The sequence below is a fragment of the Planococcus donghaensis genome, assembly GCF_001687665.2.
Classification (GTDB): domain Bacteria; phylum Bacillota; class Bacilli; order Bacillales_A; family Planococcaceae; genus Planococcus; species Planococcus donghaensis.
This window is the reverse complement of record NZ_CP016543.2, coordinates 3,255,889-3,271,922: the sequence shown is the minus strand read 5'-3', so window position 1 is coordinate 3,271,922 and position 16,034 is coordinate 3,255,889. Positions and strand designations below refer to the sequence as shown.

At 36.6% G+C, this 16,034-nt stretch carries 11 protein-coding genes; all 11 read left to right on the top strand.

Annotated elements, in window-relative coordinates:
- Positions 1–107: 107 nt before the first annotated feature.
- Positions 108–1,067, top strand: coding sequence for a nucleoside hydrolase (locus BCM40_RS15930; RefSeq protein ID WP_065524997.1), 960 nt, complete (start codon positions 108–110; stop codon positions 1,065–1,067).
- A 501-nt stretch (positions 1,068–1,568) separates the two neighbouring features.
- Positions 1,569–2,852, top strand: coding sequence for an aminotransferase class I/II-fold pyridoxal phosphate-dependent enzyme (locus BCM40_RS15925; protein ID WP_065524998.1), 1,284 nt, complete (start codon positions 1,569–1,571; stop codon positions 2,850–2,852).
- A 4-nt stretch (positions 2,853–2,856) separates the two neighbouring features.
- Entirely contained in the window at positions 2,857–5,187 is a 2,331-nt protein-coding gene (locus BCM40_RS15920) for a putative bifunctional diguanylate cyclase/phosphodiesterase (RefSeq protein ID WP_083394553.1), read from the top strand.
- Between the two features lie 145 nt (positions 5,188–5,332).
- Positions 5,333–5,812 carry a nucleoside deaminase gene (locus tag BCM40_RS15915; RefSeq protein ID WP_065525000.1) on the top strand — a complete coding sequence of 160 codons (480 nt, stop codon included), beginning with the start codon at positions 5,333–5,335 and terminating at the stop codon, positions 5,810–5,812.
- Between the two features lie 129 nt (positions 5,813–5,941).
- Positions 5,942–7,135 carry a DUF4317 domain-containing protein gene (locus BCM40_RS15910; RefSeq protein WP_065525001.1) on the top strand — a complete coding sequence of 398 codons (1,194 nt, stop codon included), beginning with the start codon at positions 5,942–5,944 and terminating at the stop codon, positions 7,133–7,135.
- Between the two features lie 340 nt (positions 7,136–7,475).
- On the top strand, positions 7,476–8,762 hold the full coding sequence (locus BCM40_RS15905) for an ABC transporter substrate-binding protein (RefSeq protein WP_065525002.1): 1,287 nt from the start codon (positions 7,476–7,478) through the stop codon (positions 8,760–8,762).
- A gap of 89 nt (positions 8,763–8,851) precedes the next feature.
- Positions 8,852–9,793 (top strand): carbohydrate ABC transporter permease, encoded by a 942-nt coding sequence (locus tag BCM40_RS15900; RefSeq protein ID WP_008427755.1) that lies wholly within the window; start codon positions 8,852–8,854, stop codon positions 9,791–9,793.
- Positions 9,794–9,797: 4 nt separating this feature from the next.
- The gene (locus BCM40_RS15895; protein WP_065525003.1) at positions 9,798–10,640 is read left to right on the top strand and encodes a carbohydrate ABC transporter permease; all 843 of its coding nucleotides are present in this window, start codon (positions 9,798–9,800) and stop codon (positions 10,638–10,640) included.
- Positions 10,641–10,731: 91 nt separating this feature from the next.
- The gene (locus tag BCM40_RS15890) at positions 10,732–11,760 is read left to right on the top strand and encodes a LacI family DNA-binding transcriptional regulator (RefSeq protein ID WP_065525004.1); all 1,029 of its coding nucleotides are present in this window, start codon (positions 10,732–10,734) and stop codon (positions 11,758–11,760) included.
- 51 nt (positions 11,761–11,811) lie between these two features.
- Positions 11,812–13,161, top strand: a complete 1,350-nt coding sequence (locus BCM40_RS15885; protein ID WP_065525005.1) for a GH1 family beta-glucosidase — start codon at positions 11,812–11,814, stop codon at positions 13,159–13,161.
- A 297-nt stretch (positions 13,162–13,458) separates the two neighbouring features.
- Entirely contained in the window at positions 13,459–15,900 is a 2,442-nt protein-coding gene (locus BCM40_RS15880; protein WP_065525006.1) for an EAL domain-containing protein, read from the top strand.
- The last annotated feature ends 134 nt before the right edge of the window (positions 15,901–16,034 follow it).

The following is a 16,034-nucleotide window of genomic DNA, read 5'->3' as shown; positions in this document are numbered from 1 at the left end:
TAAAGCATGAATTGCTTGAATGGTAATTTGCTGTTTTAAAATTACTTATCTATCATCGAAAAAGACGTAGAGTGCTTAAAAATTGGTTGAAAAGGTGGCTTATTTCAATGACTAAAATACCCATTATTATCGATACAGACCCTGGAATTGATGACGCAATGATGCTCACATTAGCATTTGCTAATGAAGATGCGCTGGACGTGCGACTTGTTACAACGTGCTCGGGAAATATTTCTCAAGATAAAACAAATTACAACGCACGTTCATTCTTAAGTTATATTGAAGCGAATGTAGAAATTGCACGTGGATTGGAACAGCCGATTTTTCGACAACTAGAAGTAGCAGAAGATATACACGGAGAAAGTGGCTTTGGTAATGTACAATTTCCAATGCCAAAATTGCCGGTAAGCAAACGACCAGCCATAACAGCAATGCTCGAAACGATTTTAGCGAGCGATGAGAAAATAACGATTGTCGCAACGGGACCATTAACAAATGTCGCAGCGTTATTACTAGCGCATCCTGAAGTAAAGGCGAACATTGAGCGTATTTCTTGGATGGGCGGTGCGGCAGTTGGGGGCAATATGTCGCCTAGCGCTGAATTTAATGCGTATGTGGATCCGCATGCAGTTGAAATCGTCTTTCGGTCAGGAATACCGATAGTAATGAGTGGATTAGATGTTACGCATAAAGCATTTGTCACAGTGGAGGAAGCAAAAAATATTTTAGCTATTGGTACGGAATTTGCAGAAAAAGCTTATCATTTGGTGACTTATTATTTAGATGTTATCAAAAGAACTCCTTTCCACGAAGAAAACTACGATCAAGTGCTACACTTCCACGATGTTTGCGCCGTTATGTATTTATTGAAGCCCGAATACTTTAAAGGACAAGATTGTTATGTAGAGGTAGCATTAGAAGGTGTAACAGCGGGAGCAACAGTGGTTGATTATACGAATCGTTCTGGTAAAGTGCCGAACGTGCATGTTCTTCACACGGTCAATCGCGAAGAATTTGTTTCCGAATTTATGAAAGCCGTCGTAACTATTTCAGATAAACTAAAATAATAAGTAAAGTTTAGAGGATAGAGAAAAGAGCGTCTACAGGTCGATTATTCGATTTATAGACGCTCTTTTATATGGGTTAGATGTAAACAAAAGTGCTTTATGAACTCGACAGGTCTATTAGTCCTTTTAAAATAATTTCGTTGTAGATACATAGACTCTTAAAAGATGAATCAGTAGAGGGATTTATCTGTTTTAAATAGTGGAATTTAAGGTTTTTAAAGTCTAAATGCTTACTTTTAAGAAAAAAACCTATTATTTTTAGATCGGAAATTGGTTGAAAGACAATTTAATACAACTGTGGATAACGGAGGTAATAGTCTATAAATATTGATTTAACAAGATTTAAAATGTACGTAAAAAATAAATTAGTATATTTTTGAGAATTACTAAAATATTAATTGAATAAATTTACAATAGTGTTACAATAGCACTATACAGCAATACGATAGTACTAATAAATTGAATTTATAATATGCAAAAATATGGGATGGGGGTATTTTAATGACAAATGAATTTGTTACGATTGGAGAAGTTCTTACGTATTTAAAAGGTATTACTGATCTTGAAGAAAGAGCTAAAACGCTTCATGGTTTTGTTGAAGTAGATAATGAATATGATCGATATTTGGAAAATGGTCCTGCGACTTTGATGAATGTCATAACAGAACAATCCGGTGAAATAAAAGAATGCGTTTTATGGAATGTAAATCATTACCTTAGTTTAAACCGTAATAAGAACGTAATTGAAAAAGCTACCCGCGCTTTAAGTCAGTTTGGTACTGGCGCTGGGACTTCTGCATCTTCTTGTGGAATGACAACTTTGCATAAAAAAATAGAACAGAAAATAAGTGACATGACAGGAAAAGAAAGCGCAGTTCTATTTCCAACAGGCTTTACTGCAAACTTGGGTGCTATTTCAATGTTGGTGGGAAGTAAGGACTTGATTCTTTTTGATCGTGAAAGCCATTCATCTATTATTAATGGTATAAGATTATCCAATGCTAAAAGAACAATTTCTTTTAAACATAATGATGTTGCCGATCTTGAAAAGAAATTGACAAGGTATGAGGACTCATTTGAAAACATATTTGTCATCGTCGAATCAGCGTATTCAATGAGCGGGGATTTAGCTCCACTCAAAGAAATAACAAATTTGAAACAGCAACATAAATTTTATTTGTATGTAGACGAAGCACATACATTTGGTATTTATGGAGACAAAGGGCGAGGCTATTGCTTTGAACAAGGGGTAAGTGAAAAAGTTGATTTCATTATGTCTACTTTATCTAAAGCGACAGCTTCTGTTGGAGGCTTTCTTGCAGCAGATAAGAAGTATTGCTCGTTGCTAAGGTTTTCCGATGCCTATTTATTTCAAGCATGCTTAACACCTGTAGATGCTGCAGTTATTTTAGCTGCGCTAGAAGAAATAGAGAACAACCCTTCATTAATAACTGAACTACATGCTAAAAATACTTATATGCGAAATTCATTGATATCTAAAGGGTTTGACCTTGGTACAAGCAAAAGTCCAATTATTCCAGTGTTTATCGAAGATCACAATAAACTAAGATTAGTTGTTAATGATCTTTATCTCGTTGGTGTTTACTCGACTCCGATTGTCTTTCCCGCTGTAAAAATGAATCAAGGAAGAATCCGATTAATCGTCAATTATAATCACAGCAAAGAGCAAATTGATTATACAGTCAATGCTTTAGAAGAGATTTGTCGTAGACATCAGGTTAATACGGAAGAAATTAAACAATTAGATATGCATAGAGTTATGTGAAGTTATGGATAATAGTAGAGGCCAGCTTGAATTGTCTTTTCATCCATTGACTTTAAGTTTTCGGGATCGAACATTAGAGAAAGAGTTTAAATCTTTCAATGATAGCGAAGTACGTCTGTTTAACAAAATCGGGATTGTCTTATCCTACTTAGCGTGGCTTAGTTTAGGCATATTTTCGTATATGAGTATACAGCAACATTTTACGCAAATTATTCAAGTAATAGTTCTTGTATTGTATCCAGTGTTTACTCTGAATTTAATCGTTTTAAATACTAACCGCTTTGGAAAGTATTATCAATTAATGACGGCAGTTTCTAATGGACTTGCTGGATTAAGTGTCGTTGTTGTTGGTCATATTATATTAGAAAATAGCATTTTAGCAATTTGTGGAATCGTTATAGTTAGTTTGTTTTCATTTTTTATTTTAAGGTTGAGGTTTAAAATTGCTGTTTTGACTACTCTTCTTTATGTTTCTATTTACCAGATTGCCTTAATTGGTACAAAGGAAATTGGGATACTCTCATTGCTTCTTTGGGTGCTTTTGGTTACTTGTGTAGCAGGTGGAAATATTATGGAGCGAGCAAACCGTAAAACCTTTTTTCAAAATAAGTTGAGACGAATTGCAGAAGCAGAAAATCGGGACAAAGGCGAGTTTCTAAATAATATGTTCAACTTAGTATCGGTACCCATTATCGTTGCTAAAGAAGACCATCAAATTTTAGAAACCAATCCTGCCTCCAATGAACTTTTTGGAAAAAAACCACAGTATTTAATCGACTTATTAGCAACTTCAGAGCGACGTCGGATGACTTTGCTTAAAGGTTTTTTAAAAAGAGTTCCTATTAATAACTTTGAAGCAGAGTTAGTCAATAAAGATGGGCATATCATTTCTACTTTAATCAATGTAAATTTTGTAGAAAGAGAAGGACAGAATATTTCCATTTGTGCCATCCAGGATATTACTGATCGTAAAAAAGCCGAAGAGAAGAGTACTTATTTAGCTTACCATGACACATTAACAGGTCTCCCTAATCGACTCCATTTTACTGAGAAACTAAAAAGTTTTGTGGAATTAGATCAAGAAATTGCGGTATTATTTATTGACTTAGATAAGTTCAAAATGGTAAATGATACTCGCGGTCATGCTGTTGGTGATAAACTCTTGCAGCAAATTGCGAAACGATTAATTAGTTGTGTTTCTAGAGGTGATATAGTCTCTCGCATAGGCGGAGATGAATTTACTGTCATATTGCTAGAAAGAGAAAAAGCTGAAGTTTCTCGGGTTGTAGAGAGAATTTTGGAAGAAATTAGAAAGCCGATTTTCATCGACCAGCATGAATTGTATTTGAGGTCGAGTATTGGTATTAGCTTTTATCCATCTGATGGTGAGAATATAGAAGCTTTGATAAAAAATTCGGATATTGCTATGTATAACAGCAAAGTATTGGGAGGCAACAACTACAAATTCTTTACCAATTCGATGAACACTTCGTTTGAGGAACGAGTTGGACTTGAAGAGCACCTTCATAATGCTTTAGGTAATAATGAACTAGTGATGTATTATCAGCCTCAAATAGACCCGAAAACAGGGCTTATGTATGGGGCAGAAGCACTTATTCGCTGGATTCATCCAGAATGGGGAGTCATCCCACCCGATCGATTTATTCCAATTGCAGAAGAAACGGGATTAATCATTCCAATCGGAGAATGGGTGTTGAGAACGGCATGTAAACAGGCCGTGGAATGGAACGATACGTATGGCCGTCCTTTCCATATTGCTGTGAATTTGTCGATCAAGCAGTTTGTAAATAGCGATATTGTGGATACTGTTGAACGAGTTCTTCAAGAAACTGGGTTAGATCCAAACATATTGGAACTTGAACTGACGGAAAGTGTGTTCTTGGAAAATACGGAATCCATGATAATCACGATGAATAAGTTGAAAGACTTAGGAATTCGAATCTCGATTGATGATTTCGGAACGGGTTATTCTTCTTTATCTTATTTAAAGGATCTTCCAATCGATTCGATAAAAATTGATCAATCCTTTATTAGAAATTTATCTAAAAACAAAAAAACCACTTCTATTATTTCTACCATCATTAGTTTGGCACAAAAACTGGATTTGAAATCTGTTGCTGAAGGGGTAGAAACTTTAGAGCAATACAACTACTTTAAGTCAGAAGGTTGCGATTTAGCACAAGGTTATTATTTCAGTCGTCCTGTACCTGTAGATCAAATAGCGTCCTTACTTGATCGTACGGAATGGGATGTTAAACAATCGAATGATAATTTTTCGGTAGTACTAGAAACAGTTGAAGTAGTAGCGAAGTGAAATTCATAACAAATTAAAGAAACTATAAGTCACTCCATAAAAACAGACAGAGAAAAAGAAAGACTTTTCTCTGTCTGTTTTTTGATTTTCAAATATAATTAATCATGAAGTAGACAGTTAATTTGATATGGAAAGGAGGAGCCAAATGATTAGCGAGGTGGATTTAACACATTTAAAGCGTTGTGTGGAATTAGCGGAAATGGCTTTAAAGAAGGGCGATGAACCGTTCGGGTCAGTTCTCGTTTCAGAAACCGGAGATGTGCTTTACGAAGATCACAATCATGTGGCGGGTGGCGATCATACACAGCATCCTGAGTTTGCGATTGCCAGGTGGTCAGCAACGAATCTATCACTTGAAGAAAGAAGCAAGGCAACGGTCTATACCTCGGGAGAGCATTGTCCGATGTGCGCAGCAGCGCACGGCTGGGTAGGCTTGGGGAGAATCGTTTATGCAAGCTCTTCTAAGCAACTAGCTGAATGGTTAAGCAATATGGGAGCCGCGCCATCACGTGTTCGAAATTTGGCTATTAGAGAAGTCATTAAAGACACAATTGTTGATGGTCCTGTTCCTGAACTAGCAGAGCGTATGCACCAACTTCATCGGAGTTCGTTCGAGTCGCTCTGAATTTTATTGGCTAGAAGAGATGTGCCATCTGAATTCTTGTTATACTGAAAGAGTGTCAAAAGCTAATGGTTGCTTTGATACTCTTTTTTGTATTACTTGGATTTTATTAGTTAGGGAGTTGGAAAAGAGATGAACAATAAAGATATAGCCGATATTCGCAAACGATTTAAACTAGACAGTGAGTTATTAAAAATCACTGATATTTATAATGTCTACATACAGCAGGAAAGCAGTGAGATTTTTCACGAAGAAAGTCGTTCGTTTTCTTTATTGGACCGGGAACAACAAGAGCTGTTTCTTGCCAACTTCAAAAAGGTTTTAAGTGGCAAGTTAGACATCAAATTGTTTGATGTTAAATTCCAACCGCAAGAAGAAGGGCAAACCGATCATACACAACGCCTATTGTATGAAGGGCTGGAGTCAAAGGTGGTCGCAGAATGGAAAAAAAATATGCAGCAAATTGCATTGAAGATGGTTCAAGATGTTCAATACGAAAAAGATATCGTTGTTACGTTTATTCGTGGAAATTACCATAAAACAACAAAGCGCAAATCAGATGAATCCGAAATGGACTTTCGAGATGAAACGTACACAACGCCGTTTATTTTAAGCAGCATGAACCAAACCGAACTGCCAAAAAGTTCGTTGGTATTTGACTTCATGGAAAAAGAGTTTAAGTCAAACGTGCTAGTTGATCCCGTTATTAAGCTTTCTTCGCCAATTGGGGGCTTCTTGTTTCCAAGTTTCACAGACAATGCAGCTGACATCAATCACGTTTTATATGCAGCGAGCAAAGCCAATAAACCGGATTTCCAATTTATCGAAAATGTCTTAAATGGCAATGAGATCGTCACGGCTGAGGAAGATAAAGCCGTATTTGAGGAAATCGTGAAAGCGGTAATTGGAGACGAAGTAGATTCAAGAACGCTGGCGGGTGTTTACGATGAAATCAATCACCTGTTAGTGATCGAAGCTGAAAGTGATGACGACAATGAAGAAACACCCATGATGGATGTGAAAGAAGTCGAACGTGTATTAAAAGCGAGTGGCATGAAAGACATCAGCACAGAAAAAGTAGAAAGAGCTTTTCAACAGGTGGTTGAAGACAAAACCTATGAGATGAAAGCCAGTCATATTGTGCCAAGTTACACGTCAAAATCCATCAAAATCAGCACAAAAGTTGCGGATATTGCCATTAACCCACAAGACTTACGTTACGTTAAACAAGTCAATTACAATGGCAAACGTTGTGTATTGATTGAAGTAGAAGAAGATACAATGATTGAAGGATTTAAATTGATTTCAGAAGATTTACTAGAGTAAATCCAGTGATTAGCAATTAATCCGCCATCTAATTTACTAATTTAATATAAAAAAAGCGAGGAAAGGAAAACTATTTGCGAAATAGTTACCTCGTTTTTTTTTTACTACGAATGCTGTTCTAAAGCGGATAATACAGAAATTTCTCATAATTAACGAAACCGGTTTACATTTTTATTTAAAAAAAGATTGATTTATTTGATTAATCGTTATATATTATGCGTGTAAGCGGTTTAATTCTATTTTTTTTACGAATTAACGAAACCGGTTTCGTTAATCAGCGAAAAGAGCACGATGGAGATTCGGGTAAAAGAAATTATTCAAATACAAGGGGGAAAACACATTGATCAACAAAAAATGGCCTGTACTTGGTGCAGCACTAGCTCTTTCTTTAACACTTGGAGCATGTAGCGGAGATGAGAAGTCAGAGGGTTCAGGGGATGGCAACGAAGAAGTAACCCTAAATTTTTGGTCTTTTGGAGCTACTAACTATGAAGAATTAGCAAAAGCATACGAAGAAGAAAATCCAAACGTAACAATTAAAGTAAAAGCGTCTGAAACAGCAGAACATCATGATGCATTGTTTACTTCTTTATCAGCTGGAAGTGGGGCGCCTGATATCGCAATGTTAGAAGTTGACCAGTTTGACCGCTTTAAAGAAGCACAAGGTAGTTTTGAAAACTTATATGACCTTGGGGCTAAAGATGTTCAAGATCAGTATTTAGAATGGAAATGGAATGCTGGAGAAAATTCAGAAGGTGATTTCCTTTTCGGTCTACCTACAGACATCGGGCCAAAAGCATTGTACTACCGCACGGATGTATTTGAAGCAGCTGGGTTACCGACAGATCCTTCAGAGGTAGAGGCATTGATCAATTCTCCAGAAGCGTTTAAAGAAGCTGGAGAGAAAGTGTTAGCGGAAACTGGAAAACCTTTTGTTGATAGTATCGAAATGGCCTTTAGAGCTTACTTGGATGCTTCAGAGCAAACGTATTTAAATCCTGAAGGTGAATTGTTGATCACTGAAGGAGATAACGATGTTAAAAAAGCATACGACTACGCAGTTGAGCTTAACGAAGCTGGAGTTGTAGGAGAATTTGATATGTGGTCACCTGAATGGGCAAATGCAGTCAACAACGGTGAATTTGCAGTTGAGCTAGGCGCAGGTTGGTTAAAAGGTTGGATGGAAGGAAATGCACCGGATGCTGTAGGCAAATGGAAAGTTGCTACACTTCCTACTGAGTTCGCAGCAAACTGGGGTGGATCATACCTTGCGATTCCAAACGAAACAGATCATGCACAAGAAGCATATGACTTTGCTGAATGGTTAGTATCTGCTGAAAATCAATTAGAATCATTCCAAAGCAAAGGATTGTTCCCATCATCTCCTACTGTTTATGAAATGGACGAATTTAAATCGAACGAAGATGAATTCTTCGGTGGTCAAGTAACATCGTCAGTATTCGCTGAAGCTGCACAAGATATCGATGCTGCTGTTTACAAAGGCGTAAAATACTTCCCTGTAAACAACGAAATACTAACGGCATTGAAAAACGTGCAAAACGGAGCAGATCCTGAAAAAGAGTGGGATGAAGCTGTTAAACGTGCACAAGATCTAGTAAATCGTTAAAAGTTATAAGCAACACAAACTTGTTAATGGATATGGTGACCTCGCGGAAGCCATATCCTTATTATTTTTAACGGAAACGGGGAGTGAAAATGGACTCTACTTATCAAAAAGGGAAAAAAGGCAAGAAAAAGAATTTATCTGAAAGCAAGAAAGACCGAGTGTCCGCGTACTTATATATCGCACCCTTCTTTATTATCTTCGGCGTTATTGGTCTTTATCCAGCACTTTTTAGTTTCTATTTGGCTTTCCAAAAGTGGAATGGCCTAGGGGAAATGAGCTTTGTTGGACTAAACAACTTCAAAATTGTATTGGAAGATCCTCTTTTTTGGAAATCACTTTATAATACAATTGTCATCGGTTTAATCGGTACTGCTCCACAGATTATAGTCGGTATCATTTTAGCAATTTTGTTAAACGTAGCATTTCTCCGTTTCAGAAGTTTTTTCAGAGTTACAATCTTTATGCCTTACATTACGTCAATGGTTGCGGTTGCCTTGATCTTTAGTGTTATTTTCAGTGACCATCAGTCTTCATTGGCAAATTACGTGCTTGGATTGTTCGGCGCTGATCCAGTAAGCTGGGGAACTTCAGAGTGGGGAACAAAGATCGCCATCTCCATCATGGTATTTTGGAGATGGGTTGGGTACAATACGATTATTTATCTAGCGGGTATTCAAAGTATTCCCAATGATGTTTACGAAGCTGCAACAATTGATGGTGCCAGCAAATTCCAACAGGTGATCCACATTACCTTGCCTTTGCTGAAGCCGTTCATTCTTTTAACGGTTTTCTTTTCAACCGTCGGTGCACTCCAACTGTTTTCTGAACCAACGGTATTCCTAGGAGCATCAGCCTTTACGAGAGATGAAGCGATGACGGTTGTAATGTATTTATACCGTGACGCATTCAAACTTCAATCGTTTGGAACAGCTTCTGCAACAGCGATTATTTTACTCGTGGTCATCATTATTTTCGCTGCAATTAATACGTACTTAACATCTGGAATTGGCAAAAAGAGAAGGAGGGGCTAGATAAATGAATACAGTAGCTAAAAAAAGAAAACTATCTATGGGTAAGGTGTTTGTCTATTTATTTCTGACTCTTGCTTCGGCGCTCTCTCTTTTCCCATTTTATTGGATGTTTGTTATGGCAACTCAAACCAGCTCGGCGTATAACTCAATTCCACCTACCATTACACCTGGTAACTTAATGGTGGAAAACTTTCAAAAAGTTCTTCAGCAAATTGATTTTTTCGGAGCATTATGGACATCGTTCGTACTATGTACGATTGTTACCCTCGTCGTGTTATTTATTAGTTCACTAGCAGGATTTGCTTTTGCGAAATTTCATTTCCCGGCTAAAAACTTTCTCTTTATTACGATCTTATTGACCATGATCATTCCACCTCAACTTGGATTGATCCCACAATATTTTTTGATTGCGAAAGCGGGATTACTTGATACGTTATCCGGTGTTATGATTTTGTTCTTTTTGAATCCACTAGGGATTTTCCTTATGAGACAATATGTAAGTGACTCTGTACCTGATGAGTTGATCGAAGCCGCAAAATTAGATGGCTGCTCGAATTTCAAAATCTACAGAAGTATTGTACTGCCGATCATCTTGCCAGCTTTTGCAACGCTTGGAATTATTGTGTTCACAGCGGTATGGGGCGAGTTCTTATGGCAGTTTACCATCTTAAGAGATCCGGAAAATTACACGATCCAAGTCGCACTAGCTTCATTAAGCAATACATTTAATGTGGACTTTGGCATGATCTTGTCAGGTGTGTTCTGGGCAACTGTACCATTAATTATTATTTTCTTATTGTTCAACCGTTTGTTTATCTCGAGTATTGCAGAAGGATCCGTTAAATAATCTTTTCGTTTCTAAAACTACTTTAATACTCACTGATTCATTATGATTAAGGATAAGAACCTTTACTATAGGAGCAAAAGAGGGAGTACAAATGAGTTTAAAAATAAAAGATATCGCAAAAATGGCCGGTGTCTCTCCGGCTACTGTATCCAAAGCGATCAATAACTATCATGGTGTGAACGAAGCCACGAAGAAAAAAATATTGGATATTATTAAACAAACGGGATATCAACCAAACTTTTCAGCTAAATCGCTCGCCACAAAAAAGTCCAATTTGATTGGCTTGATTTACGCTGGAAAAGTAAATGTTGAATTTACGCATCCTTTTTTCACAGAAGTTGTGACCGCCTTTAAAAAGAACATTGGCCAATTGGGCTTTGACATCCTCATGTTTTCAAATGAAAATTTCTCTCAAGATAACGGCAGTTACTTGGCTCGCTGTAAGCATTTCCATGTAGATGGCTGCATCATTATTACAGGAGAAGAAATTGAAGACTCGATTTATGAATTGGTTCATAGTGAGATTCCGTGTATTGGTATTGACTTAGTATTAGATGGACCCAATTCAAGCTATGTGATGACCGATAATGTGTCGTTAGGGAGTAAAGTGGTTCAACATCTGTATTTGAATTCAGTAAAAAATATTGGCTTTATTGGTGGACAGCAAGATTCTGTCGTTACGAAACTGAGAGCACAAGGCTATTTACAGGCGATGAATCAATTTGGTCTTGAAGTAAGAGACGAATGGATCGAATACGGAGATTATTATGAAGCTAGTGGATATACAGCGATGAAAAAAATATTAGAAGCACCAGTGCAGCCTGAAGCCGTTTTCGCAGCTTCTGATATGATGGCATTCGGAGCGTTAATGGCGATTAAAGAAGCAGGACTAAAAGTGCCTGAAGACATTCGTCTTGTGGGGTGTGACGATATTGACGCTTGTCGTTATAGCGCGCCTCCGCTTTCAACTGTTAAACAAGACAAAGAGCGATTAGGCAAATTAGCTGCGTATATGCTAAATGACTTAATCAACGGCAAAGCAGAATTACAGCCGGTATTTATTGATTCGGAGCTAATCGTAAGAGAATCTTGCGGCAGTTTGATCAAAAAAAAGGTATAAACTAAAAGAACGTGACGCATTCGTAAATTCTGGATACTGGAGGTAATAGAAATGGCAATTATGGAATTTCCGAAAGACATGAAATGGGGAGCGGCAACAGCTGCTTTTCAAATAGAAGGTGCAGCTTATAAAGATGGAAAAGGTTTGTCAATTTGGGATACGTTTTCACATACGCCAGGCAAAGTGTTAAATGGTGATAACGGGGATGTGGCGATCGATAGTTACCATCGCTATGAAGAAGACATCCAATTAATGAAAGAATTAGGGATTGATACGTACCGCTTTTCTGTTTCATGGCCTCGAATTTTCCCTGCGGGTTCTGGTGAAGTAAACCAAAAAGGGTTAGAGTATTATCATAATTTCGTAGACGCCTTGTTGGCAAACGGTATCGAACCAATGTGTACGCTTTATCATTGGGACTTGCCACAAGCTTTGCAAGACAAAGGCGGCTGGGATAATCGAGAAACAGTTGAAGCATTTGCCGACTATGCGGAGCTTATGTTCAAAGAGTTTAAAGGAAAGATTAAAAACTGGATAACAATCAACGAACCTTGGTGTGTATCGTTCTTATCTAACTTTATAGGCATACACGCACCAGGCAATCAAGATCTTCAACTTGCAACCAATATTTCTCATCACTTGATGCTAGCACACGGGAAAGCAGTTACTCGATTTAGAGAAGCAGCAATTGAAGGTGGCATTGGCTATGCACCTAACGTGGAATGGCTTGAGCCATTTAGCAACAAGCAAGAAGACATTGATGCTTGTAATAGAGGAATGGGCTTCCTAATGGAATGGTTTTTCGATCCGATCTTTAAAGGGAGCTACCCTGATTTTATGGTGGATTGGTTTGAGAAAAAAGGCGTAACTCTCCAAATTGAAGAAGGCGATATGGAAATCATCAGCCAACCGATCGATTTCTTAGGCATTAACTATTACACAGGAGCAATCGGCAGATACAAAAAAGATGCAGACTTGTTCGACCTGGAAAGAATTGATATTGGCTTTGAGAAAACAGATTTTGGTTGGTTTATTTACCCTGAAGGTTTCTATCGTGTATTAGCAAAAATAAAAGATCAATACGGTTCTATTCCAATTTACATAACCGAAAATGGCGCTTGCTATAATGATGGTGTGGAGAATGGGCGAGTTCACGATCAAAGAAGGATTGAGTATTTAAAGCAACATTTAACTGCTTTAAAGAGAAGTATCGATTATGGCGTTAACATAAAAGGATATTTAACTTGGTCACTTTTAGATAATTTCGAATGGGCTGAAGGCTATGATAAACGTTTTGGCATCATTCACGTAGATTTCAACACATTAGAAAGAACAAAAAAAGATAGTTATTACTGGTACAAACAAACGATAAGCAATGGTTGGTTTGATATGTTCTACTAAAACTTTCTTTGTACTAGAATAATACGGATAAAGATAAAGGCATTTATACAGCTTTGAGCTAACCACTCAAAATTGTATGGATGCCTTTTTTGCGGAATTATCGGAATCTTCTATTGAAATTTGGTTGATATACCTGTATTATGGATATAATTTAGTCCATTAGGTGTATATTGAATTAGGTCATAAATAAGCATAATGTATTGAAAAAGCTTATAAATTTTACATTTTTGATTACAAAGTAGGATAAATAGTCCTTCTAATTTGGCAAGCGTAATTGGTTAGGAAAGAGGTTTAACTATGGATTATTTTTTACTTAATGATTACATGCTGTCAATTGTGGTAGCCAGTATAGCTGCCTTTATAGGCGTTAGTATTATCATGAAAATCGATTTTATAGATAAAAACAAAAATAAGGTGCGTATCACTTCTTTTGTGGCAGGATTTGTCATCTACTTTGCTTATTTAAATACATATTTCACCGGTGCTATGACCCCGATTAAATTATTACTAATTGTCTCAATCATTCTCTTTTGTTCTTTTTCTGTTTATTCAGCGATCAGTACCATTTGTTATAAAGAAGTTACATTTCAGCGATTGTTAATCGGTTCCATTATTTTTGCTTTTTGTATTAGTTTAGTCAATTACATTGACCTTAGAAAAATAATGATCGAGAATAATCTAGACATGAATCTTCTATTATTTATCAGTGCGAATATTTTGCTGTTAGGAAATGCGATAGCAACTTTTCGGTTTATTCGACAGTTACGAAAAATAGAAAAAATACATGTTAAGTGGATTGTTTATGGTAGTGTGGCGATTGGACTTGCCTTTGCAAGTATTCGGTACACGCTGTTTTCGAGCATTACGTTATTTTCCAACTTTGATTTATTTAATAATCATGACATCGAAATTTATGACTGGCTGTATTTTAATAACACTTTGTTGCCATTAACCATTAATATATTTGGGTTAGTGTTTTTAGAGTTGTTTCCAAGTTTTATTTCGGAACTGTATAGCGAGAAACAAAAAGAACTTATTTATAAAAATAAGCATCAATATGAAGCCCTCTTTGAAAACCAAGCGATTGCGATATTTTCAGTAGATGATAAAGGTGAAATCAATAAAGTAAACGAGGCTACAAAAGAAATGACGGGCTTTCTTCCAGAGGAATTAGAAGAATATTCTTCATTTAGTAAACTGATTCATGAACATCAACGAGCTGAATTTTTAAGTTTTTTGAAAATCGCGTTTAGTGGTGATTCTCAAATGTTTGAAACAAAGTTGCTTACTAAGTTTGACAATCATATTGATGTGCAAATTACATTAGTCCCGAACTTTTTAGATGAAGAACTGACACACATAAATGTATTTGTAAAAGACATAACGGAAATTGCAGAAGCCAGAGAAAAGATGCATCATATGGCCTATCACGATTCGCTAACGCTTCTACCGAATAGACGATTTTTTGTGGAAGAGCTAGACCGTAAAATTACTTATTCAACGGCCTTCTCACAAATGGCTGTCTGCTTTTTAGATTTGGATCGCTTTAAATTAGTGAATGATATTTTAGGACATCAAATAGGAGACCAATTGCTTCAAGTATTAGCCGATCGTTTCCGGTCTTTAGTAGATAAAGACGTAGTCATTTCAAGGTTAGGTGGAGATGAATTTACTTTTCTCTTTCCCGATGTCTCAGACGATGAAGTTTTCCAAAAGCAGTTAGAGGATATTTTGCTTCAAATACAAACGCCTTTCCTTTTAGGAAGTCAAAATCAGGAACTTTACATAACAGGAAGCATTGGAATCGCTTTGTATCCTCAAGATAGTCGAATTGGAGAAGACTTGATGAAGTTCGCGGATGCGGCTATGTATAGCGCTAAAGAAAAAGGGAAAAATATGTACGAGTTTTATCATAATTATTTAAAAGAGAAAAACCCAAAACAGCTATCATTAGAAGCCGATGTAAGAAAAGCAGTCAAAGAAAAACAATTTGAGATTTTTTATCAACCGCAAATAGATTACGCAAGTGGAAAAATGTTTGGTGTAGAAGCTTTACTGAGGTGGAATCATCCGAAAGAAGGGTTGATAAAGCCGGATGACTTTATCGCGATAGTCGAAGACAGTGAGTTAATCATTGAACTAGGCGAATGGGCGTTAAGGGAATCTAGCAAGCAAGTGAAAAGTTGGCAAGAACAAGGATGCGAAGAGTTGTATTTAAGTGTGAACGTATCGATTAAACAATTTTTCCATCACAACTTTATTGGAACGATTAAAGAAATTTTCAAAGAAACTGGTTATAATTTCGAGCGGTTGGACTTGGAAATTACAGAAAGCTTGGCAATTAAAGATGTAGAATATGCTAAAGACATTTTTGATAAGTTGAGACATCTTGGCATTTCAATTAGCATGGACGATTTTGGTACAGGCTATAGCTCTTTGAATCATTTGAAGAACTTTTCAATCGATCGCTTGAAGATTGACGGCTCTCTTGTACGAGATATTGAACATGACGAAAAGGCAAGAACGATTATTGATACCATTATCGTTATGGCAAGAAATTTAAAATTACTGTCCCTAGCAGAACAAGTCGAAACAGTAGAACAAGAAGAATATTTAAAATCAATTGGCTGTAACGAAGTGCAAGGCTATTTATACTCAGAGCCCCTAACTGCAGATGATATGAGTGAGTTTTTAGCCTGTAATTACAATTCAAGGTTATTAAATAAAGTAAATGCTTAAAAAAGCTGTCGTAATAGTGATGTACCTAAAAAAGTGGATCTTACACTTTTAGGTATATCACTATTTTTTTGATGATCCATTATTTTTCACTCGAAAAATAACCGATTTAGGGTTTTGTTTTACTTAGTAAAAAA

Coding starts and splice junctions, on each gene's coding strand:
- BCM40_RS15920 (WP_083394553.1), top strand. CDS start 2,857: ATGGATAATAGTAGAGGCCAGCTTGAATTGTCTTTTCATCCATTGACT.
- BCM40_RS15930 (WP_065524997.1), top strand. CDS start 108: ATGACTAAAATACCCATTATTATCGATACAGACCCTGGAATTGATGAC.
- BCM40_RS15925 (WP_065524998.1), top strand. CDS start 1,569: ATGACAAATGAATTTGTTACGATTGGAGAAGTTCTTACGTATTTAAAA.
- BCM40_RS15890 (WP_065525004.1), top strand. CDS start 10,732: ATGAGTTTAAAAATAAAAGATATCGCAAAAATGGCCGGTGTCTCTCCG.
- BCM40_RS15885 (WP_065525005.1), top strand. CDS start 11,812: ATGGCAATTATGGAATTTCCGAAAGACATGAAATGGGGAGCGGCAACA.
- BCM40_RS15910 (WP_065525001.1), top strand. CDS start 5,942: ATGAACAATAAAGATATAGCCGATATTCGCAAACGATTTAAACTAGAC.
- BCM40_RS15880 (WP_065525006.1), top strand. CDS start 13,459: ATGGATTATTTTTTACTTAATGATTACATGCTGTCAATTGTGGTAGCC.
- BCM40_RS15895 (WP_065525003.1), top strand. CDS start 9,798: ATGAATACAGTAGCTAAAAAAAGAAAACTATCTATGGGTAAGGTGTTT.
- BCM40_RS15915 (WP_065525000.1), top strand. CDS start 5,333: ATGATTAGCGAGGTGGATTTAACACATTTAAAGCGTTGTGTGGAATTA.
- BCM40_RS15900 (WP_008427755.1), top strand. CDS start 8,852: ATGGACTCTACTTATCAAAAAGGGAAAAAAGGCAAGAAAAAGAATTTA.